General features: G+C 47.7%; 23 protein-coding genes. 13 read left to right on the top strand and 10 right to left on the bottom strand.

The window, feature by feature from the left end; genetic code table 11:
- Positions 1 to 18: 18 nt before the first annotated feature.
- The 4 genes from FIU82_RS10195 to lolB all read right to left on the bottom strand — a co-directional run bounded on the left by FIU82_RS10195 (position 19) and on the right by lolB (position 3287).
- Complete coding sequence (locus FIU82_RS10195; RefSeq protein ID WP_022944684.1) at positions 19 to 642, bottom strand: 50S ribosomal protein L25/general stress protein Ctc; 624 nt, start codon at positions 640 to 642, stop codon at positions 19 to 21.
- A 199-nt stretch (positions 643 to 841) separates the two neighbouring features.
- Entirely contained in the window at positions 842 to 1789 is a 948-nt protein-coding gene (locus FIU82_RS10190) for a ribose-phosphate pyrophosphokinase (protein ID WP_022944685.1), read from the bottom strand.
- 80 nt (positions 1790 to 1869) lie between these two features.
- Complete coding sequence (gene ispE, locus FIU82_RS10185) at positions 1870 to 2724, bottom strand: 4-(cytidine 5'-diphospho)-2-C-methyl-D-erythritol kinase (RefSeq protein WP_138547607.1); 855 nt, start codon at positions 2722 to 2724, stop codon at positions 1870 to 1872.
- On the bottom strand, positions 2721 to 3287 hold the full coding sequence (lolB, locus tag FIU82_RS10180) for a lipoprotein insertase outer membrane protein LolB (protein WP_268743720.1): 567 nt from the start codon (positions 3285 to 3287) through the stop codon (positions 2721 to 2723). The genes ispE and lolB overlap by 4 nt, the downstream gene beginning before the upstream one ends.
- A 240-nt stretch (positions 3288 to 3527) precedes the next feature.
- On the opposite strand from lolB, the gene hemA reads away from it, so the two are divergent.
- From hemA to kdsA, 8 genes are all read left to right on the top strand, one after another.
- The gene (hemA, locus tag FIU82_RS10175) at positions 3528 to 4784 is read left to right on the top strand and encodes a glutamyl-tRNA reductase (RefSeq protein WP_045979735.1); all 1257 of its coding nucleotides are present in this window, start codon (positions 3528 to 3530) and stop codon (positions 4782 to 4784) included.
- Between the two features lie 7 nt (positions 4785 to 4791).
- Positions 4792 to 5877, top strand: a complete 1086-nt coding sequence (gene prfA, locus FIU82_RS10170; RefSeq protein WP_022944689.1) for a peptide chain release factor 1 — start codon at positions 4792 to 4794, stop codon at positions 5875 to 5877.
- A complete protein-coding gene (prmC, locus tag FIU82_RS10165) occupies positions 5878 to 6723 on the top strand; it encodes a peptide chain release factor N(5)-glutamine methyltransferase (RefSeq protein ID WP_152441007.1) in 846 nt (281 codons plus the stop codon). It begins immediately after the preceding gene.
- A 50-nt stretch (positions 6724 to 6773) separates the two neighbouring features.
- On the top strand, positions 6774 to 8315 hold the full coding sequence (locus FIU82_RS10160; RefSeq protein ID WP_152441006.1) for a response regulator: 1542 nt from the start codon (positions 6774 to 6776) through the stop codon (positions 8313 to 8315).
- A gap of 8 nt (positions 8316 to 8323) precedes the next feature.
- Positions 8324 to 8698 carry a SirB2 family protein gene (locus tag FIU82_RS10155; protein ID WP_152441005.1) on the top strand — a complete coding sequence of 125 codons (375 nt, stop codon included), beginning with the start codon at positions 8324 to 8326 and terminating at the stop codon, positions 8696 to 8698.
- Between the two features lie 96 nt (positions 8699 to 8794).
- Positions 8795 to 9598: a tetratricopeptide repeat protein gene (locus FIU82_RS10150; protein WP_022944693.1), complete on the top strand. Its 804-nt coding sequence runs from the start codon at positions 8795 to 8797 to the stop codon at positions 9596 to 9598.
- A gap of 14 nt (positions 9599 to 9612) precedes the next feature.
- Complete coding sequence (locus tag FIU82_RS10145) at positions 9613 to 10863, top strand: DUF819 domain-containing protein (protein ID WP_022944694.1); 1251 nt, start codon at positions 9613 to 9615, stop codon at positions 10861 to 10863.
- Between the two features lie 10 nt (positions 10864 to 10873).
- Positions 10874 to 11731 carry a 3-deoxy-8-phosphooctulonate synthase gene (kdsA, locus tag FIU82_RS10140; RefSeq protein ID WP_138589165.1) on the top strand — a complete coding sequence of 286 codons (858 nt, stop codon included), beginning with the start codon at positions 10874 to 10876 and terminating at the stop codon, positions 11729 to 11731.
- A 4-nt stretch (positions 11732 to 11735) separates the two neighbouring features.
- Here the strand turns inward: kdsA and FIU82_RS10135 are convergent, their stop codons facing one another.
- Positions 11736 to 12623: a hypothetical protein gene (locus FIU82_RS10135; RefSeq protein WP_152441004.1), complete on the bottom strand. Its 888-nt coding sequence runs from the start codon at positions 12621 to 12623 to the stop codon at positions 11736 to 11738.
- A 165-nt stretch (positions 12624 to 12788) separates the two neighbouring features.
- On the opposite strand from FIU82_RS10135, the gene FIU82_RS10130 reads away from it, so the two are divergent.
- Genes FIU82_RS10130 through rlmM form a run of 4 tightly spaced genes read left to right on the top strand, consistent with a single transcriptional unit; the run spans position 12789 to position 15762 of the window.
- Positions 12789 to 13688: a transcriptional regulator GcvA gene (locus FIU82_RS10130; RefSeq protein WP_022944697.1), complete on the top strand. Its 900-nt coding sequence runs from the start codon at positions 12789 to 12791 to the stop codon at positions 13686 to 13688.
- Positions 13688 to 14305, top strand: a complete 618-nt coding sequence (locus tag FIU82_RS10125) for an alpha/beta fold hydrolase (RefSeq protein WP_152441003.1) — start codon at positions 13688 to 13690, stop codon at positions 14303 to 14305. The genes FIU82_RS10130 and FIU82_RS10125 overlap by 1 nt, the downstream gene beginning before the upstream one ends.
- Positions 14302 to 14667, top strand: a complete 366-nt coding sequence (locus tag FIU82_RS10120) for a DUF423 domain-containing protein (protein WP_152441002.1) — start codon at positions 14302 to 14304, stop codon at positions 14665 to 14667. Before FIU82_RS10125 ends, FIU82_RS10120 begins: the two co-directional genes overlap by 4 nt.
- 9 nt (positions 14668 to 14676) lie before the next feature.
- On the top strand, positions 14677 to 15762 hold the full coding sequence (gene rlmM / locus FIU82_RS10115) for a 23S rRNA (cytidine(2498)-2'-O)-methyltransferase RlmM (protein ID WP_053911877.1): 1086 nt from the start codon (positions 14677 to 14679) through the stop codon (positions 15760 to 15762).
- A 50-nt stretch (positions 15763 to 15812) separates the two neighbouring features.
- Here the strand turns inward: rlmM and FIU82_RS10110 are convergent, their stop codons facing one another.
- From FIU82_RS10110 to FIU82_RS10090, 5 genes are all read right to left on the bottom strand, one after another.
- A complete protein-coding gene (locus FIU82_RS10110) occupies positions 15813 to 16223 on the bottom strand; it encodes a VanZ family protein (protein ID WP_253946312.1) in 411 nt (136 codons plus the stop codon).
- The gene (gene cysZ, locus FIU82_RS10105; RefSeq protein WP_138589162.1) at positions 16220 to 16951 is read right to left on the bottom strand and encodes a sulfate transporter CysZ; all 732 of its coding nucleotides are present in this window, start codon (positions 16949 to 16951) and stop codon (positions 16220 to 16222) included. The genes FIU82_RS10110 and cysZ overlap by 4 nt, the downstream gene beginning before the upstream one ends.
- A 118-nt stretch (positions 16952 to 17069) precedes the next feature.
- Entirely contained in the window at positions 17070 to 18983 is a 1914-nt protein-coding gene (locus FIU82_RS10100; protein WP_152441001.1) for a hypothetical protein, read from the bottom strand.
- An 11-nt stretch (positions 18984 to 18994) separates the two neighbouring features.
- Positions 18995 to 20008, bottom strand: a complete 1014-nt coding sequence (locus tag FIU82_RS10095; protein ID WP_152441000.1) for a M48 family metallopeptidase — start codon at positions 20006 to 20008, stop codon at positions 18995 to 18997.
- A 3-nt stretch (positions 20009 to 20011) separates the two neighbouring features.
- A complete protein-coding gene (locus FIU82_RS10090) occupies positions 20012 to 21121 on the bottom strand; it encodes a YjgN family protein (RefSeq protein WP_152440999.1) in 1110 nt (369 codons plus the stop codon).
- 160 nt (positions 21122 to 21281) lie between these two features.
- Between FIU82_RS10090 and FIU82_RS10085 the strand changes: the two genes are divergently transcribed.
- A complete protein-coding gene (locus FIU82_RS10085) occupies positions 21282 to 22025 on the top strand; it encodes an RNA methyltransferase (RefSeq protein ID WP_152440998.1) in 744 nt (247 codons plus the stop codon).
- The last annotated feature ends 30 nt before the right edge of the window (positions 22026 to 22055 follow it).

Below are 22055 nucleotides of genomic sequence, written 5' to 3'. Positions count from 1 at the left end.
GTGCTAACACCTTAAACCTTATTCTGCGTCGCTATCAGACGCTTCTTCTGAGTCTTCAGCTGGAGCAGCTTTGTTAGCGTTGACAGTTACAACCGCTTGGTCGTGGTCAGCGCCTTTAGCTAGTTCTACTGAAACAACACCTGCTGGTAGTTTGATCTCAGATAGGTGTAGTGAATCACCAGGAACTAGGTCAGCTACGCTTACTTCGATGAACTCAGGTAGCGCTTTAGGTAGACACGTGATTTCGATTTCAGTTAGTTGGTGAACAGCAGTTGCACCTTTTTTGCTAACTTCTTCATCACCGATGAAGTGAATTGGCACGTTAGTGTGGATCTTAGAGTTCGGGTCAACACGTTGGAAGTCTAAGTGAGTGATCTTAGGCTTGAACGGGTGACGGTGAATGTCTTTAAGAATCGCTTCAACAGACTCACCACCGATGTTCAGGGTAAGAATGTGCGTGTAGAAACCTTCGTGGTCTTGTGCTTGGTTCACTTTGTTGTGGTCAAGCGTTAGTGATACAGCGTCTTTGCCTGCACCGTAAAGGATCGCAGGAACTTTGTCTGCACGACGTAGGCGGCGGCTCGCACCAGTACCTAGCTCTGTACGTACTTCTGCATCAAATGTGTAAAAATCGTTAGACATGATGTCTCCAAATTATCAAATTAATATAGTGTAAGACCTTCGCGACCAAAGGCCTTAACCCAATTGGCAAGCGATGTAACACCACAGCCAATTAAAAAAGGCGCGCTATAGTACCACCGGCCTTGGTTAAAATAAACAGCAGAATAAAAAAAACACCGCCGAGGCGGTGTTTTCTATTTGAGCTCATCGGCGAAGCATTTTAGTGCTCAAACATCGCCGAAATAGATTCTTCGTTGCTAATACGGCGGATGGTCTCGGCCATCATATCAGCCAAGGTTAACACCTTGATATTGTCTAAGGCTTTAAGCTCATCTGACAACGGAATTGAGTCGGTGACAATGACTTCGTCAATTACTGAATTACGCAGATTTTCAGCTGCATTACCGGATAATACTGGGTGGGTGGCATAAGCAAACACGCGTTTAGCGCCATGTTCTTTTAATGCTTCAGCAGCTTTACAGAGTGTGCCGCCAGTATCAATCATGTCATCAACGATAATACAGTCACGACCTTTGACATCACCAATGATGTGCATAACCTGAGACACATTGGCTTGAGGACGACGCTTATCAATAATAGCGAGGTCTTTGTCATCAAGTAACTTCGCAATAGCACGGGCGCGAACGACGCCACCAATGTCAGGTGAGACAACGACGACGTCGTCAAAATCACGCTGAGCCATGTCTTCGATAAGTACAGGGCTGCCAAATACGTTGTCCACCGGCACATCGAAAAAGCCTTGGATTTGCTCGGCGTGGAGGTCTACCGTTAGCACACGGTCGACGCCAACACTTGATAAGAAATCAGCAACAACTTTGGCAGTGATTGGCACACGAGCAGAACGCACACGGCGATCTTGACGGGCATAACCGAAGTACGGCAGTACAGCGGTGATACGCCCAGCTGAAGCGCGGCGCAGCGCATCAACCATGACGATTAATTCCATCAGGTTGTCGTTGGTCGGCGCACAGGTAGACTGGATAATAAAAACGTCCGAGCCACGGACGTTTTCATTAATAGATACACTGATTTCACCGTCGCTAAAACGACCAACTTCGGCATCGCCTAGTTCGATATATAAACGTTTTGCAACTTTTTGAGCTAGGTCAGGCGTTGCATTACCAGCGAAGAGCTTCATGTCTGGCACGGTAGGGTTCCTCGGGCACTGAAATTTTGGACTAACATGCAAGTGAATTTGCAGGCTAACTTAAACACTTTACTTCTACATTAGTTTAAACCAAGCGCTGTATGAGCAGGAGATTGATTTAAACTTTTGGCAACAAAGCCTTGCCACTCGGTGGGCAGCTTTTCTAGAACGTCTAACGCTGCGCGTTCGCTATCGAACGCGGCGAAACAACACGCCCCAGTGCCAGTCATTCTCGACGGGGCGTATTTTAGCAACCACTGCAGTGTTTTTTCAACCTCGCTGTAGAGCTTTTTGACCAGTGCTTCACAGTCATTTCTATGCTCTGCATGCTGCCATTGCTGTGGTAGTGGGGCGCTATCTCGAGGTAAATCAGGGTGGCCAAATACCGCTGCGGTGCTTATATGCACTTGTGGATGTACTACCAAATACCAGTGTTGTGGTACATCAACCGCTTGTAATTGTTCACCAACCCCTCGCGCTAGGGCACTGCGCCCGCCTATAAACACGGGCACATCGGCACCGAGTTGAATGCCTAATTCTGCTAGCTCATCCAGGCTCAGCTTGTTGCCCCACAGTGAATTAAGAGCAAGTAGGGTTGTTGCCGCATCCGATGAACCACCGCCGACACCGCCGCCCATAGGCAATCGCTTGTCGATATCAATATTCACTCCGCACACTTCGAGACCACGCTGCTGATATGCTTGGCGCAAAAGTTCGCCAGCGCGGAAAATAAGGTTATCCTCGTTGGCCACGCCATTCATTGGCGCCAACTCGAGGCGTGAGTCTTGGCGTGGTTGAAAGTGCAACTCATCGCCGTGGTCAAGAAAAGTGAAAAGGGTTTCCAATTCATGATAGCCGTCATCTCGGCGCCCCGTTATATGCAAAAACAAATTAAGTTTAGCCGGTGCTATCACGCTAAGTGCACATGAGTTCATTGCAGTTGCCATTCATTAATTAATAACTTAACGCGCAGAGTATCGTGGCTCAGGGTGATACGCGTGGGTAGCCAAACGCCCTGAATAGCCTCGTAATTTTGGTAACGAATCTGCCACTGACGATTATCCGGGCTCAGCCAGCTGGCGCTACGTACGCGTTGTTGTTGATCAAACTGAGCTGACTCGGCGTCGTAGGCCGCTAACAGCCATTGTTCTGGGGTATCTAAAGGTAACAGCCAACCGCTTAAACGATACACTAAGCTCTGTGCGTTATGTCCTTGGTATTGTTCGCCATCGATATCCAGCTCAACGATATAGGGGTGGCGTTTTAAGCGCAAAACGTTGGTGCCGATAAAGGTGTTTAAATCGAGGCTGTATTCATCGTCTTGTTGTTGCCAAACAAAATTAGCTGATTGCCGCTTCTGTGGTGAAATAAACGCCATTTTACCTTCACTGCGAAAGTGTTTTATTTGCTTAAGGGAGGTGCGCCAAGTGTCGCTAGGTGGTGTGGATTCCGGGATTGTTTGTACACAGCCTGTGAGAAACAAAAAAAACACCAGCAAAATCAATCGAAAGTTAATCAAATGTCTTTCCCGCCTTTCCTTATTCGCTTGATTTTCGTAAAATTATTCGCTTGAAGCAGGTTCAGACCAATGTTATTGCAAGCGATTTTCATTTAGCGTCGACGAATTCGTTTACTGCCATCGATAAAATCCGTTTGGCAGAAGCTATCCATCTATGCGCTAATTTAAAGAATGAGTAAGTATTTAATAAAATTGGTTGTTAAGCAATAGTTGTCCACCATGACCATAGTCGCACTGGGTATTAATCACAAAACAGCATCGGTTGATTTGCGCGAGAGAGTTGCCTTCTCTCCTGAACAACTTGACCGCGCACTACAGCAACTCACAATGCAAGATGAGTTCGCTGAGTCCGTGATCGTCTCGACCTGCAATCGCACTGAAATATATTGTTCACTTGAGAGCGGTACACCGGAGCAAGTGTTGCAGTGGCTCGCGCAGTTTCACCAACTTGATAGCAAAGAACTGGCGGAAAACGTGTACAGCTTTGATCACAGCCAAGCTATCTATCATTTGATGAAGGTGGCCTGCGGTCTCGATTCATTAGTACTGGGTGAGCCGCAAATCCTTGGGCAAATAAAACAAGCGTACGCCAGCGCTAAAAAGAATGGCGGTGTTGGAGTCTTATTCGAGCGCTTATTTCAAAAAACGTTCTCTGTCGCGAAACAGGTGCGTACAGAGACGAATATTGGTGCCAGTGCGGTGTCGGTGGCCTATGCTGCAGTGAATTTAGCCAAACATATTTATGGCAAGCTAGATAACACTCGTGTGCTACTCATTGGCGCTGGTGAAACCATTGAGCTGGTTGCCAGACATATTCATCAGCACTCACCCCAATCAATGACTGTTGCCAACCGTACCATCGACCGCGCCCGAAATTTAGCCGACGAGTTCGCCGCTGGCGTGATATCCTTAGCGCAGTTGCCGGAACAATTACCACAGGCCGATATTGTCATCAGCTCAACGGCCAGTACGTTGCCCATTATCGGTAAAGGGGTGATTGAGCAGGCGCTGAAAAAGCGTAAAAACAAACCTATGCTGTTGATTGATATCGCTGTTCCACGGGATATCGAAAGCCAAGTAGCGGAGCTGGATAACGCCTATTTATATTCAGTGGATGACTTGCAAGCGATCGTCAGCGAAAATATGGCAACGCGAGAGCAAGCAGCAAAAGAAGCCGAGCAGATTATCACCGCGCGAGTCAGTGAGTTTGATAATTGGCTAAAGTCTCTCGATTCAGTGGGACTCATCCGCGATTATCGTAATGATGTGACGCAAACGAAAGAACAACTCCTTGAGCGAGCAATGGCTCAGCTAGCCAGTGGCAAAGAGCCAGAGAAAATCATGGTTGAGCTCGCGAATAAACTCACTAATCGACTGATGCATGCGCCTACTAAGGCGATTAAAGATGCGGCCGAGAAAGGCGAAGTGGGGCAGCTGGCACAAATGCAAAAAATGTTAGGAATTAATCAGGAATAACAAACACATGAAAGAGTCGGTATACCGCAAGTTAGAAACCTTAGTGGAGCGTTATGAAGAAGTTCAAGCGCTACTGAGTGATCCCGAAGTGATAGGCGATCAAGACAGGTTTCGTGCTTTGTCCAAAGAATATGCAGAATTAGAAGAAGTGGCTAAAGCCTTTACCGCCTATCAGCAAGCACAAGAAGATGTGGGCACAGCACAAGAAATGCTCAAAGATTCCGATCCTGATATGCGTGAAATGGCACAAGAAGAATACAAAGAAGCAAAAGCTCAAGTGGAGAGCCTAGAAGAACAATTGCAAGTATTGATGTTGCCTCGTGACCCTCGTGACAACAACAATGTGTTCTTAGAAGTGCGGGCCGGTACGGGCGGTGATGAAGCGGCTATTTTCGCAGGCGATCTATTCCGTATGTACAGCCGCTATGCAGAAAATCAGAAGTGGCAAGTAGAGCTAGTCAGCGCTAACGAAGGTGAACACGGCGGTTATAAAGAGGTGATTGCCAACATCAAAGGCGACGGCGTATACGGTAAGCTAAAGTTTGAATCCGGTGCGCACCGAGTGCAGCGTGTGCCTGAGACGGAATCGCAAGGGCGTGTTCATACCTCCGCGTGTACGGTCGCTGTTATGCCTGAGATCCCAGAAGCCGAAGCCATCGAAATTAATACCGCAGATATTAAAGTAGATACCTTCCGCGCCTCGGGTGCCGGTGGACAGCACGTTAACAAAACCGACTCTGCTATTCGTATTACCCACATTCCTACAGGCGTTGTGGTTGAGTGTCAGGATGAACGTTCACAGCATAAAAACCGCGCTAAAGCAATGTCGGTTCTTGCTGCTCGCTTAGAGCAAGCGGAAACAGAAAAACGTCAGGCAGAAGAGGCCAGCCAGCGTCGTAATTTGGTGGGCAGTGGCGACCGCTCAGAGCGTATTCGTACCTACAATTACCCACAAGGGCGTATTACTGACCACCGTATTAACCTCACCCTGTATCGTTTGAATGAGGTGGTTGCCGGTGATTTAGGCGCTGTGATTGACCCACTATTGATTGAACACCAAGCTGATTTGCTTGCTGCAATGGGTGACGATTAATTGTCGAGTTCGACTATTGATGCCGTGCTGCGTAATGCAGCAACGGCGCTCGCAGACAGCAGTGAATCACCACGCCTAGATGCACAAGTATTATTATTACACGTGTTGCGTAAACCACGCTCCTACCTATTTGCTTGGGGCGATAAGGCCCTCGACGAGCGTCAACTGCGTGAGTTTGAAAAGCTATTAAGTCAGCGTTTGCAGGGGGTGCCAGTTGCCCATTTAACGGGCACCCGCGAGTTTTGGTCCTTACCATTGGCCGTCAACAGTAGCACCTTAATACCGAGACCCGATACCGAGACGCTTGTTGAACAGGCGTTGGCGCTCGACCTACCTGAGAATGCGCAGGTTTTAGACCTCGGTACAGGCACAGGGGCAATTGCTTTGGCGCTGGCTAGTGAACGTCAGCAATGGCAGGTACAAGGGGTTGATGCCAGTGCCGATGCCGTTACCTTAGCTATGCACAACCAACAGTCCCTCGGTATTGCAAACGTGCGCATCTACCAGAGCGATTGGTTCAGTGCTATTGCCGCTCAACGCTTTGACCTTATTGTTAGTAACCCGCCCTATATCGATGAGAGCGACCCTCACCTGAGTGTTGGAGATGTGCGCTATGAACCTCTCAGCGCCTTGGTTGCCAAAGACAATGGCTTAGCCGATATTGACCATATCATTGCCCAAGCGCGCGCTTATTTGCACCCAGGTGCAACGCTGATGTTAGAGCATGGCTTCGAGCAAGGGCAGGCTGTACGGCAACTGTTGACTAATTACGGGTACGTTAATGCGCGGACAGTGGTCGATTTAGGTCAAAATGAGCGCATCACCTTGGCTGAATACACAACTTAGGCCTATGCTTAGGGAGTGACATTGGTCGTTGATTTTTAAAAGGAACTAACATGTCCGAAGACTTTTTATTCAGTGATGAGGAAATTGAAGAAGTCGAGCAAGATAGCCTTGGAACTTGGAAAATCCTTATTGTTGATGATGAACCAGAAGTCCATGCTGTGACGAAACTCGCGCTTAGTGATTTCGAGTTCCAAGAAAAACGGCTGGAGTTTATCAGTGCCTACTCAGGCAGCGAAGCGACGCAGCTAATTAATCAGCACCCAGATGCAGCCATTGTGCTACTCGATGTGGTTATGGAAACCGATGATGCCGGCTTGAAGGTTGCACAGTACATCCGCCATGAAGCCAAAAACCATCATGTGCGTATTATTCTCAGAACAGGTCAGCCTGGCCAGGCGCCAGAGCGCCAAGTAATCGTTAATTACGATATCAACGATTACAAGTCGAAAACTGAACTGACAGCGCAAAAGCTGTTCACCGTAGTGATGTCCAGCCTGCGCTCGTATCGTGACATTTTAGCCATTGAGCAATCGCGCCAGGGACTGGAAAAAATTATCACTGCTTCGCGAGATATATTTGCTTCACACTCCATGGAAACCTTTATTCACGGAGTCATTCAGCAGCTCACTTCCTTACTTGGCTCAGTTGATAAGGCCATGTATGCGACCTCTTTAGTGGCCAGCAGTGAGCAAAAGGACGCGAAAAATTTAGTGGTTTTTGCCGGTCAGGGGGAATTTGAACAAAGCGAGGGTAAATCTCTAGATCAAGTCCTCAGTGCAGAGCAGTTTACCGCCTGTACACAAGCGCTCAATGAAAAAACCATTATTTATAAAGACGATTATCTGTTTGCCCATTGCTCTAGCCAATACAATAACAGCGCCTTGCTTTATATCTCCGGGGTGCCTAAAAACCTAACTACCACGCAACGACACTTGATTGAAATCTTTGCTCAGAACGTACAAATTGCGTATGAAAATGTACAGCTGCAATCGGAAATAGAAGACACTCAGCAGGAGCTGGTGTGGCGCTTAAGCGAGGCGTTAGAGCAGCGCAGTAACGAGACAGGCAACCACGTTCGCCGGGTGTCGCATATCTGCTATGAGTTGGCGCGGGGCTTGGGGTTGAGCGAGCAAGAGTGTGAATTGGTGCGCAGTGCGTCTCCTCTGCATGATGTCGGCAAAGTGGGCGTGCCTGATGCTATTTTACACAAGCCAGGGAAGCTCGATGAGAACGAATGGCAGGTGATGAAACAGCATGCGCAAAAAGGTTACACTATTTTAGCTGATTCTAAACGGCCTTTAGTACAAGCAGGAGCCACGATTGCTCAAGAGCATCATGAGTGGTGGGATGGCAGTGGCTATCCGCAAGGTAAAAAAGGCCAAGATATTCACGTGTTTGGCCGCATAGTGGCGTTGGCAGATGTCTATGATGCCTTACGTCATCGGCGCAGTTACAAAGAACCTTGGGGTAAAGCCGAAGTCGTGGAAGAAATTCAACGCTTACGCGGGACCCAGTTTGAGCCCAAGCTCGTAGATGTATTTATTGAAAAACTAGACACGCTAGAAACAATTCTAGCGCGCTACCCAGATTAAGGAATGGTATGGATTATATTGCACTAAAACACACCCATGTGTTGTTTGTAGTCTTGAGTGTGGTGCTTTTTTACACCCGCGCTTTCTCACGTATCGGTGGTGGTAAAATTGCTGCGAATAAAGCAGTATTTATATCCAGCCATATTGTTGACACCTTGCTGCTACTGAGTGCGACTGCGCTGCTTGTGGTGGCCAGTATCAACCCCCTTGCAGTGCCATGGCTATGGCAAAAAATTATTTTAGTGGTCGCTTACATTGTTATCGGTTTTAAGCTGCTTAAAGCGCCTACACAAGGCCAAAAATGGTTATGGTTAGGGGTTAATACCCTCGTGCTTTTAGCGATTGGCTACTTGGCTGGGTCGAAATCTGGCTTCTTTAGTTAACAATTAACCACTAAAAACCGCCGAAATTGGTATATCTTCACGATCCTAGGTAAACTAGCGCTCAGTTTTTTTAGCTCGTGAGATGTACCCTATTCTATGTCTGATGTGTGGTTAGATGACCAATTCGATCTAGAGCACAGCTACAGTGTCAGTGCCATCACTCAGTGTATTCAAGCTGAAGCTCGGTGGCATGCACAAGCTAATGTTGATGACGCCTTTGCTCAACTCAAACAGTTACAACAAGCCGCCAGCGAGGTGTATGCGCGTTACAGCGATAAACACCAAGCGCTTGATGCTATCGTTGATTGTTTTTACAGTGACTGGAGCTTCAGTGGCACGCAACAAGAGATGCCAGAGTATCGCCTAAACAGTGTTTATTTTACCTTGCTATACCGCACAGGTAACAGCCTATCATTAGCGATTGTACTGCAAGCCATTTTAGAACATTGTCGCTTTAACGCCGATATTGCACTGATTGATCAAAGTGTTATGGTGCAGGTATCGTTTAGTGCGCAGGAATACTACCTCATAGAACCCGCCTCTGGGCAACAGATATGGCATTTGCAGCCTGAAAACGCGGAAACTGATAATGAGACATTACCTGAGATGGTGTTCGATGAAGAGGCATATAAGCTGTATCTGGCGCATCAAAAATGGGCTTTTATCGGTGCTGAACGTTTTGGCGACGCGCTTGCCTGTGTGGAATTACTGATTGAACTACTCGGTGATGATCCCTATGAGCGGCGCGACAGAGGGTACTTGCTTAACCAAATTGACCGACCAGAACTGGCCAAGGCTGATTTACGTTTTTTTGTCGATGAATGTCCCGACGACCCAGCCATTGAGCTAGTCCGTCATCAAATTGACGAGCTGGATAACAATAACAACACACTCCATTAGGGTAAGGATTTTTTATGGCTCAACCTCATGAGGCACTGATCACCAACGATGCGGTGGTGATGGGTATGCTCGCCGTGATCCTCGGCGTTATATTTAAAACGGCACATAGCCAGCATCGTTTCTGGCAAAAGTTTTATAAGTATGTTCCCGCGCTTTTACTGTGCTACTTTTTACCGTCGTTGCTTAATACTTTTGGCATCGTTGACGGCCACAGTTCCAATGTTTACTACGTTGCTTCGCGGTTTTTGCTACCTGCATGTTTGATATTATTAACCATTAGCATAGATTTAAGAGCGATTATTAATCTCGGCCCTAAGGCGCTGATTATGTTTTTAACCGGCACCGTGGGCATTGTGATTGGCGGGCCTTTAGCTATTTTAGTGATGAGTGCCATCTACCCTGAAGCGGTTGGCGGTCATGGCCCTGATGCCGTGTGGCGGGGAATGACGACAATTGCCGGCAGCTGGATTGGTGGCGGAGCTAACCAAGCATCAATGAAAGAGATGTTCGAGGTTGGCGGCGATATTTTCTCGGCAATGGTGACTGTGGATGTGATTGTTGCCAATCTATGGATGGCGGTACTGTTGCTAATGGCCGGTAATCACAAAGCCATAGATGCGAAAACGGGTGCCGACACCACTGCCATTGAGGATTTGAAAAAGCGGGTCGAAGCTTATCATGCTGAGCATGCGCGTATGCCCACACTGAATGACTACATGACCATTATCGCCATCGCCTTTGGTATTACCGGTTTTGCTCATTTTTGCGGTGATCTGTTAGCCCCGTACTTTGACCAATTTGCATGGGCTCAGGAATACAGCCTAAATAGTAAGTTTTTCTGGCTCATCGTTATTTCGACTACCATAGGCATTAGCTTGTCTTTTACTCGGGTACGTCATATTGAGGCTTTTGGAGCGTCAAAGGTGGCCTCAAGCTTCCTCTATATTTTGGTCGCATCCATCGGCTTACACATGAATATTACCGCTATTTTAGACAGCCCGCTGTATTTCGTAGTGGGTGCTATTTGGATGCTTACCCATGCCAGCTTGATGCTGATTGTCGCGAAACTGATCAAAGCGCCGTTGTTCTACATGGCGGTGGGTTCGCAAGCCAATGTCGGTGGCGCCGCATCAGCGCCGGTGGTGGCATCAGCCTTTCACCCCTCCTTGGCTCCGGTGGGCGTACTGCTGGCGGTGTTAGGTTACGGTGTGGGTACTTACATGGCTTATATTTGTGGCTTGATTATGCAATCAGTCGCCCCTTAAGGAAATGATAATGACGATTGAAAAGTTAACTATCGGTGCCATTGAGTTGGCAAACAAAAACCCCTTTGTGCTGTTTGGTGGTATGAACGTACTCGAATCTCGCGATTTGGCGATGCGTATCGCAGAGCACTATGTGGAGGTCACGAATAAACTCAATATTCCTTATGTATTTAAGGCCTCTTTTGACAAAGCAAATCGGTCGTCTATTTCCTCATACCGTGGTCCGGGTATGGAAGAAGGGCTGAAGATTTTTGAAGAGATTAAGCGTACTTTTGATATTCCATTGATTACCGATGTGCATGAACCCTATCAGGCAGCCCCTGTTGCTGAGGTCGTGGATGTTATTCAGCTCCCGGCATTTTTAGCACGGCAGACGGATTTGGTAACGGCCATGGCGAAAACTGGTAACGTTGTAAACGTCAAAAAGCCACAGTTTTTAGCCCCTCATGAGATGCGTCACATCATCAATAAGTTTGCTGAAGCGGGTAACGAGCAAGTGGCTTTGTGTGAGCGAGGAACCAGCTTTGGCTATAACAACTTAGTGGTTGATATGCTCGGCATGGACGATATGAAAGCCATGGCACCGGTTATTTTTGATGCCACTCATGCGCTACAACGCCCGGGTGGACGCAGTGACAGTGCCGACGGTCGCCGTGCTCAAGCGGCTGAATTGGCGCGCAGTGGTATGGCTCTTGGCCTTGCTGGACTCTTCATTGAAGCCCACCCAAATCCTAACGAAGCTAAATGTGATGGCCCGTGCGCACTGCCATTGGCGAAACTGGAAGGGTACTTAACGCAAATGAAAGCGATCGACGATTTAGTCAAAAGCTTTGCACCATTAGATACTAGCGCCAGCGATTTAGGCTAATATCTTAGTTTGTATCGCGCTTTTCAGAGCCAGCGTGTAGCGCTGGCTTTTTTGTTAATAAGTGTTTTTCATATACATGGGAAAAATCGTCGAAGTATTCACTTAACCAATTACTTTGGTGTTGTCGGTACGACTCGCTGGGTAAAATATGGTTGCGGATAATAGGGTTAATACGGTTGATAAAGGTCGTAGCAAAGTCATTATCAGCGCGCTTGGCACAGCCGATAGCACCAAACACGAGATTTTCTTGGTTATTGGCAATGGGTAAAGTGACAAGCTGAGCGTCATGATGACGGCTGTAGTAAGTGGCGATAAAGGGATAGTCGATGCCGAAGTCGATGCGTTCGTTGACTAACATATCGCCTAACACCGAGGCCTGATCGGCACCACGGTAATTAAGCGTCACTGCTTGGCTATTTTGTATTCGCGATTTGATTTTCTCAATCCATGGGCTGTATTTCCGTCCGGCACCTTGCCCATAGCGCAAACCTGTATCGTTTAAGAGCGAATAAAGGCGCACGGGATTGCCATGTTTTTCGGTTATAGAGCGCTGTTTATGTGCTGTGGTGACGATACCCATTGGCGGATAAACGCTGGTGCGCGTAGAGAATAACACTAAAGGATGATTGTCGCGTTTGATTAGGCAGGGCACACATACATTTTTGCCTTGTTCAAAATAACTCTTTAAGCGCATTTGCGGTAAATGAATGGAGTCATGTTTTAAATCCGGAGTCCGGGCGATAATCTCATCAACGATATCATCGCAAATGCCCGAATCAGAGCTGTTGGCGGGCATGGAAAATGGCGGCGCATTAATGCGTAACCAAGTCACATCGTAGTCATTGGCAAAAGCTGGAAAAGCAACGCTTAGTAGCAAATATAGAAACTTCATAAAAGCAGATTATGACGTTTTTACTTATTAGTCTAGAGGGAGACGTTCTGTTGCTTTCACTCACGGTGATTTTGGGCATGTTCTTAACCAGCCTTTATCAAGTTTATTGTCTACAACTAATCTAATGTTATACTTTACCCACATAAAAAAAACTAATCGTTAGTTATGGCTCGGCGACTCCCCCCTCTAAACTCTCTCAAGGCTTTTGAAGCTGCGGCAAGGCACTTAAGCTTTACCAAAGCAGCAGAAGAGCTGTATGTAACTCAAGCAGCCGTAAGCCATCAGATCAAAACCCTAGAAGAGCATTTAGGGTTGAAATTATTTTTGCGAAAAAATCGCTCCTTGCTATTAACTGAAGAGGGGCAAGGGTACTTTCTCGATATTAAAGAGATTTTTGCACAATTAGTGGATGCTACAGAAAAACTGTTAGCGCGTGGAGCCAAAGGGTCGTTAACGGTGAGCCTGACTCCAAGCTTTGCGATTCAGTGGTTGGTGCCTCGGTTAAGTTTGTTTAACGAGTTACACCCAGAGATCGATGTGCGTATTAAAGCGCAAGACCAGGACGACAATTCACTTCAAGATGATGTTGATATTGCTATCTATTATGGTCGTGGTCATTGGAGTGGCGTGGAAACTCATAAGTTGCACACCGAATACTTGGTGCCTTTGTGTAGCCCTATGCTATTGAACGGCCCTAAACCGCTGAACGAGCCACAAGATTTGCAGTACCACACACTGTTGCACGATACCACGCGCCGACCATGGAAGTTATGGATGAAAACCGCTGGAGTACGCAATGTGCAAGTTAACCAAGGGCCGATATTCTCGCATTCTTCGATGGCGATGCAGGCTGCTGCCCACGGTCAAGGTGTGGCCCTTGGCAACTTGGTGCTGGCGAAACCAGAAATTGATGCGGGGCGATTAATTGTGCCGTTTAATCATACCTTAGAAAGTAAAAACGCTTACTACCTAGTCTTTCGTGAGTCGCAATCGGAGCTCGGTAAAATCGTCTCATTTAAAGAGTGGATGCTAGGGTTAGTTGAAAAAGAACAGGAGCAGCTTTAATGCAGTGGATTGAAGCGCAATCGCCGATTGCCCAGTTTATTTTTGCCCACGGTGCAGGGGCGGGCAGTGACAGTGACTTTATGCAGCAAATGGCAGCGAACATGGCCGCGTTAGGGGTGAGTGTGGGATTATTCGATTTCCCATACATGCAGCGCGCTAAGCAAGAGAACAAACGCCGACCACCGGAAAAAGCCGATAAGCTGTTAGCCAGCTTTAACGAACACCTTGAGCAGCGTCGCTCAGGTTTGCCGCTGTTTATCGGCGGCAAATCCATGGGCGGGCGCATGGCCAGTATGTTGGTTGCTGAGCACCCAAATGATGTCCAAGGCGTGATTGCCTTCGGGTATCCGTTCCACCCGCCAGGAAAAAAAGACAAACTGCGCGTCGCTCATTTTGCCGATATCAAAGTACCTTTTTGTGTGCTGCAAGGAGAGCGCGACACTTTTGGCAAGCAATCAGAGTTGCTCGAGCTTGTCGATACGCGTCCCGCTCAGCTCCATTGGTTGGAAGATGGCGATCATTCTTTGGTGCCGCGTAAAAAAAGTGGCTTTACCCAACAACAGCAATGGCAAAAGGCAGCGGAGCTCGCCATGAGCTTTATCAAGGAGCATTTATGAGTCAGTTATTTCTTATTAGTGGAGCGCTTTTCGCGGGGCTCAGTGTTATACTTGGCGCCTTTGCTGCCCATGGCTTGAAAAGTCGCTTATCGGAGTACGCGATTGGCGTTTTCCAAACCGGTGTTGAATACCAAATGTATCATGCCCTGGGGTTGATTCTGCTTGGCATATTGGCCAAGTTTGGTGTCAACCTTAGCATTAGCGGCTACTTTATGATCGCCGGCATTGTGCTTTTTAGTGGCAGCTTGTATGCCTTAGCCCTAACAAGTATCAAGTGGTTTGGGCCGATTACTCCGATCGGGGGCCTGTGCTTTATTATCGCTTGGGCCGCCATGATCATTAAACTGTTACAAATGAAATAAGTCACCACCATGTCCTGTATTGTTATTTATTGTCGCGCTGGTTTCGAAAATGATGCCGCCGCAGAAATCACCCACCATGCCAGTCAACATGGCGTCGGCGGCTATGTAAAAGCCAAGCCAAACTCGGCATTGGTGGTGTATCACTGCTACAGCCATGATGAAGCGGAATACCTGCTTAAGAAAATTCCATTTAAAGATATGGTGTTTGCTCGGCAATGGTTTGTCGGCAAGCAAATAGCGCGTATGCCTATCGATGACCGTGTTACCAGCTTATGTGAAGCGGCCAAGGAGTTTCCATTATGTGGCGAACTGCGCGTGGAAACCTGTGACACCAACGACGGCAAAGAGCTCTCTAAGTTTTGTAAAAAAATTAGCACGCCACTGGCGAAAGGGTTAGAGAAACAAGAAACCTTACTGCGCCAGCAAGTGAAAAATCGACCGATATTACACGTGTTATTTATCGCCAGTGACACAGCTTATGTGGGCTATTCGTTTAGTTTTAATAATTCAGCACTGTATATGGGGATCCCCCGTTTACGTTATCCGAAAGATGCACCGAGCCGTTCAACGTTGAAACTAGACGAGGCCTTTATGGTGTTCGTCCCAGAAGACGAACAAGAAGACAGGGTGCGCTCCGGAATGAAAGCGGTCGATTTAGGTGCCTGTCCTGGCGGCTGGACCTATCAACTAGTGCGCCGAGGAATGTTTGTGCAAGCCATTGATAATGGCCCTATGGACCAAGCGTTAATGGAAAGCGGACAAGTGAAGCATTACCGCGAGGATGGCTTTAAGTTCCGCCCAGAGCGTCGCAACATCGATTGGTTAGTATGTGACATGGTAGAAAAACCCAGCCGTGTTACCGAGCTTATGATTGATTGGGCGGTGAATGGCTTCGCCAAAGAGCTCATCTTTAACTTGAAACTGCCAATGAAGAAGCGCTTTGACTGTGTATATGAAAATATGCAGCGCATTGACCAAGAGTTGCGCGAGTATGGAGTGAAGTTTAACTTACAGGCTAAGCACTTATACCATGACCGCGAAGAGGTGACGGTGCATGTGCAGGTGCTGCGCGTGCCACAAAACGTATACAGCTAGTCGATAAAGAGCCGGGCAACAACCCGGCTTTTATTATCACCCTTCAGGCGTTATCTGCTCCGCAGTGCTTGGCGCTTTAGTACCCATCCCAGCACGAGGCTGGCGGCAATGATACCGAGCAAATTGGCGCTTAAATCGGCCAAATCAAACGTTCGCGTGGCAATAAACGCTTGGCTTATCTCTTCAATCAGCGCAAATGCAAACACCAAAAGAGCGCCCCAATACACCTTCACTTTACCGTAAAGCGGTATTGCTCTCGCGCCGAGCGCAAGCGTAGCTAACAGTGTAAAAGTCGCAAAAAGCACCAAGTGGCCAAGCTTGTCGCCGTAAGGTATCGTTGCGACCCATTGGAAGAAAATACTGTTTTGGCCGCTATTGGCCAAATAAATAACCCAGCCTAGGAATGCGGCAAAGGCTATTGCCGCAACAACAAATACAGCAGTGAAGTTCGGTTTTATCACAAGTTACGATACTGGCTGCGATAATTTTCTACCCATAATTTCGTGGCACCACAAACCGCCACAGGCATGATGATCATGTTCAAAATAGGCACCGCAGCACATATCATCACTCCGGCACCAAAGCCGTAAGACAAGCCCTGGTGGGCTTTTAGGTCGCGTTTCATATCCCTGAAGCTGACCTTGTGATTATCAAACGCATAGTCTTTATATTGCACCGCAAACATCCAACAGGTGAACAGGGCCCAAATGATCTGTCCGATCACCGGTAAAAACCACATGAGGATGAAAAAGCCAAGGGCGCGAGGTAAGTAGTAGCATAGCTTAGTCCACTCTCGCCCAAGCATACGTGGCACATCGCGCATGGTATCGAGCAAGCCATCATCGTTAATGCGCTGCCCGGTTAAGTGCATCTCCACTTTTTCCGAGAGAATGCCGTTGAACGGCGCGGCAATAAAGTTAGTGATCACCGTGAACACCATAGAGTAGCTAAACAGCAGCACCAATATAGCCAATGGCCATAAAATAAATTCCAGCCAAGTCAGCCATTCCGGCAACTGTGCATTGAGCCAGGCAAACGCATCAGTGAGCCAGCCATAGATAAAGAATAAAGATGTGCCGAAAATCACTAAGTTGATCAACAGCGGGATAAGAACGAAGCGCTTTAGGCCTTTTTGGGTGATCAGCGTAAAGCCACTAAAAAAGTATTCAAAACCACGACCTAACTGCATGGCATACCTCTACTATTTGCATCTCGATGGTTCCGCAGTATAACTAAGGCGTAAACAAATAACAGACTCTATTCATGCTTTGTTGCAAAAAGGCCCAACTTGAGTTGGGCCATAGCCATTATTTATTTTCTTCTAGTTGCTGGGTGTCTTGGCGTTCACGAAAGCCGCCCGCTTTATCATCGCTCAGCTTAGGCGTACCATCTTCGGCTCGCGAGGCTTGGTTCACCTTGAGTATATTTTCTGCGTGCTGGAGGTCGGCTGTATTGGAAAAACCAGCGATGGTCTCACGGCCTTTTAAGAAGCCATCTATTTCATCAACGATGGTATTGAGCTCTTGCTCGTTTTTCTCCATGGTCATCACATAGCGCGGCATTTCCACATTGTCGCTGCCACTACTGGCAAAGGTGCTAGTGTGGATGCGCGAGCTAACAATCCACGGCGTGATTGATGATTTAACAATGACATTTTCACTGCGAGTGGAATCGTGAATGGACATACCGGTGGAGATCTTAGACTCGGTAAAGGTGCCTTCCGTTTTCATATACAGCAGCAGCGAACTAAAGCGCAACTCAGCCCAAAATACATGGCTAAAGTTCTCCAGCATACGTCCGATGGTGCTGAATATTTGCCAGAAGAAAAAGCCACTGAGTAACGCCACGACCAATGCTGATAACTGCCCAAGCCACTGCTGCATTGCAGCACCGTCGCCTCGTTCGGCACTGCGCACAAAGCTGTCTACGTTGTCCCATGACTGGGCTAGAAAGTCGTACAAGCCCTGAACTTTTGCGGCCAAAGCAAACAACAAGCAGGCGCCGATGACCACGCAAAGTTGCGCCGCGATGGTGCTAAATAAGCGCGTCGCTTTGAACCCTTGCGGCGCTGGAGTTGGCGTGAACTCAGGCTGAGTTTCGATTAACAGCTCACCACGAAAATCGCCTTTGCCCTGCGACTGCTCATTCAACGTGGGATCAAAGTCAATGTAGGTGCGGTTGGGGATCTCTCGATAGCGTCGATTGGCCAGCACGATATTTTCAATGTTGATAAAAATTTCATTAGGGTGCACCGACTCCTGTAAATTGGCGCGATATTCGCTCACTTCCGTTTGCGCGTTGCTTTGCTGCGCTCTCGTCGTCAACAAGTAAAACAGCGCGATACTGGCTATGGCACCCAGTGCCAATAAGGTGATAAGGCTAGGCCAGGCAGAAAAGCTAATGACTTGCTCGGTCACACTTTGCCATTGCTGCAATTCATGGGCTGAGGGAGCAAATACATGATGATAAATAAGACCGATGACCACTGGGAAAATCACCGAAAAAGCGATGACTTTTGCCAATGATGCAGCCCCCACATCTTTGAGCTGTTTAACGCGTTTAAGACTGACGGCCTTGGCTGCACTGCGCCAACATAGCAGTAGGTAGACTAAAATAAGCGCTGAAAAAATAGGAATAATAATATGGCCCGCTTTACCGGCAAGCCCAGAAGAAGACACAAAATACGTCAATGCGAAGGCAATAAGCGCGAGCACTGTCTGCAACAACACCGCGACAATTTCTTGTGCGACATTACGCATTGGATAAGGTAAAAACACCAGCTTTGGCATAATCGAATGCACCAAGCGGCCAACCCAACCTTTGGGTTCGCTAAACGTGGTGTTTTTGCGGCCCATCAGCATCGACTCTAGGGTTTTTGCGCTGTAGGCTAACGATCCCTTTCGGCGCTCCAACTCTGCATTTTCTTGCTCGCTTTTAGTGAGGTTTAGCGCCAAGGAGCTAGGCACAGAACGACCAACAAAAAACTTAAACAACTGGAACAAGCCACTGCCACAGCGCTGTAACCCCATAATCAACAGCACAAGGCCAAAGCCGGCGTAGATCCAAGCCGCGACCAAGTTGTGCTCGGTGAGGGTGGTTACTTTAAAGAGGCTATATAGGCCTAATAGGGCGATACATAGGCCGCCGATGGAGCGAATTAACCCTTCCGCTTTAAAGGGGTTGGTTATGCCTAAGCCTTTTGAACCAAAATCATACGCCATAAGGGTTCCTTTTATTCTTGGGCCTGTTGAGCCCGTTCAATACGTTCAGAAATAGCAGGGTGAGAAGATAAGTACTCCCACTGCGAATCTTGCTGAGGGTCCAACTCATGAGCCTGTGCGAGCGCTTCCATGGCCTCAGCAAAGGCTTTCGATGAATAGCCTAAGCGTTTAAGTTCGCGTAATGCGTAATCATCGGCTTGGCGCTCCATATCGCGGGAAAATTGCTGTTGTAGCAACGTCGAGCCGGTGCCCATGATAATCTCAGCAAACCCTTGCAAGTCGCCAAATAAGAGCGCCAAGGATACCGAGGCACCCGCTGATTGCGCCGCTAAGGTGAGACCGTGCTGATACTCGACATGACCAATTTCATGCAACAGCACCGCCAGCAATGCGGTGTCGTTCTCTTTTAATGCGTCGGCCAACTCATCAGTTAACACGACTTGCCCATCGGGCAGAGCAAAGGCATTGGCTCCGATTTTTGGGGCGCTAAAAAAGTGCAATTGTAAATGCGAAGGTGGATGCTCGATCTTGTTTATATGGGTGCGCCACAGGGTGCGGATGTGCTGTTTACGCGCGTCACTCAGTTCGCTGGGTTCAAGGTAAAGGTATTTAACCGCTTCGAAACTTTGCTCTGAGGCAGCATGGACAATGGGTTCAGGCAGAGCGCGAGCCACCGTTGCAGCGGTGCTAGGAATAATTTTGAAAAATAAGGCCCAGCACAGTAAGGCCGCGGCCAAAACACAGACGCAAAGGGCCAACTTATGGCGCTCAATAGCTTCCAATGCTTTGTCCCAGCGCGACTCACTCGGCCAGCGATGCTGAGCGTCGTGAGGCACAAAGCGACTGCCATCGGCAAAGGTCAATTCCACCGGTAGGCCTGTTATTTGTTGCCCTTGCTGATAATCATCAAACTGCGCGATGAGCTCATCATCACTGAGCAGTTGCACACCAGCATCACAAAGCCAAAGCGTGGCGTGCACACTTTGGCTTTGCTTATGCAAGTAATAAACGCCCGTTACTTGCATGGCTTATCCTAATGAAAGGTCAACATCAAAGAAATCAGCTGCTTCTTCAGCAAATGATGAGTTTTGCTCACCTTGCGCGTCAGTCAGTGTTTGCGGATCGCATAAGAAGGTGATCTCAGTGGCTCGGCATAGCATTTTTGCAGTGCGTACTTTTGCCCACGGGATGGCTAAACCGAGAGTACATAACACGGCAAGGGCATTGGTAAGAGTCAGTAAGGTGTAATCCACTATGCGTAAATCGGATTTAAAACCGGCGATACCTTCGATCTCACTGCTATTGAGCAAGTGGTTACGAACATGAGTTTGATACACACCCATGTAAACGGCAAAAATAGCGGTATAGCCAACAACGAATAAGATGATTAATGCCACAGCGCTAATGGTGGTGAGCGATTGTTCAAACCCTTCAGGGTCGAGCATCATGGTTTGTAAACTCAAACCAAATACGCCAGCAATCGTCATGACTATTACACCGACAATGGCACAGGCAACATAGGCCAAAATCACAGCCAAGTAATACTCACCGCCTTTGGTGTTCACAGTGATGGGTTTATCGGCATAGCTAATTTCGCTATGTAGGTATTTATCAATGCGCTTGAGTACGTAAGGCAGCAACAAATAAAGCGTAAATACACTAACGATAGGCAACACGATAAAATTCAAAAATGCATCGCCATAGTTACCTTTAAACGCAAAGCGTACATTGCGATAGCGACTCATGCGCATATTAAAACGCATGCCCTGATTGACCATCCACGGCATTAAAAATAGCAATCCGAACACCGCTAAAACACCGAGAATAGGCACAAATTGAGTACAAAACATATAAATAACAAATAAAATAAAGGCGAGAATGCGGCCTTTTAAAATTTGTATAGGCGATGCAAGGTAATCAAACCGGTGGCCATCAAGTTGGGTGTGACCATAAAAATAGCGATAAGTGCGCACTTTGGCCCAAGCGGAGTATATGCCTAGCGTCAACAAGGTGAGCACGATATTAACGATCCAAATTGAGAAAAACTCTTTCCCGGAGCCGGAAAATTCTACGCGCCGAGAGTAGGCTTCAAACTCTTGCGAGCGCGCGGATGGGGTGGGGGTAGTATCTAAGTCCATTTAAACGTCCATAAGTCCTAAGTAAATTTAAGAGCGTTAATTTAGCGTTAAGCTTAAAATATTGCAACCTGTGCAATGCAACCTTTGATCAGGGCTCCGCTTTATGCTCGCGCATGTGTATAATCGCGACTATTGTCTAGGGGAATGACGAAGGCACTGTATGCTGTCCAAAAACCAACAAAAATATTTGCGCCAGTTAGGGCAAAAGAAATATCGCCGTCAACATCATATGTTTTTAGTACAAGGGGCGAAAAACGTCCTTGAGCTATTGCAAAGCGACCATGATATTGACAGTGTCTTTGCCAGCGAAAGCTTTTTAGCGCAGCATCACCAACTGCTGGGCTCTCGTCTCAATGCCCGCCATATTCACCAAAGCGATGAGGGAAGCCTCTCTAAAGTCAGCACGCTGGTGACCAATAACGAGGTTATTGCTGTTGCGCCTATGCGCGATGTCACTATTCAGGAAACGTCTTGGCAATTGGCCCTTGATGGCGTTAGCGACCCTGGCAACTTAGGCACCCTGATCCGTTTGGCGGATTGGTATGGCTTTTCGCAGATTTTACTTTCACCGAATTGTGCCGACCCATACAACCCCAAGGTGATCAGTGCCACTATGGGTTCATTCACGCGTGTGTCGTGCGCCACAGTTGATTTACCTGAGTACCTGCAACAGCTTGATAAACCTGTTTACGGTGCATTTCTAGGAGGCACTAACGTGCACCATGTCGAATTTGCTCAGCAAGGAGTGCTCGTTATGGGCAGTGAGTCTCATGGTATTAGTGAGGCGGTGGGTCAAGCTATCTCAGAACGAATTACCATTAACGGGTACGGTGGGGCAGAGTCGCTGAATGTGGCTATTGCCAGTGGCATAATTTTAGATAATATAAAGCGTTGTAGCGGTTAGGCCGCAGCCACCAAACATAAAATCATAATA

It is taken from the genome of Pseudoalteromonas sp. THAF3 (genome assembly GCF_009363775.1).
Classification (GTDB): domain Bacteria; phylum Pseudomonadota; class Gammaproteobacteria; order Enterobacterales; family Alteromonadaceae; genus Pseudoalteromonas; species Pseudoalteromonas ruthenica.
The sequence above is the reverse complement of the archived record's forward strand: the minus strand, read 5'-3'. Positions and strand labels throughout refer to the sequence as shown.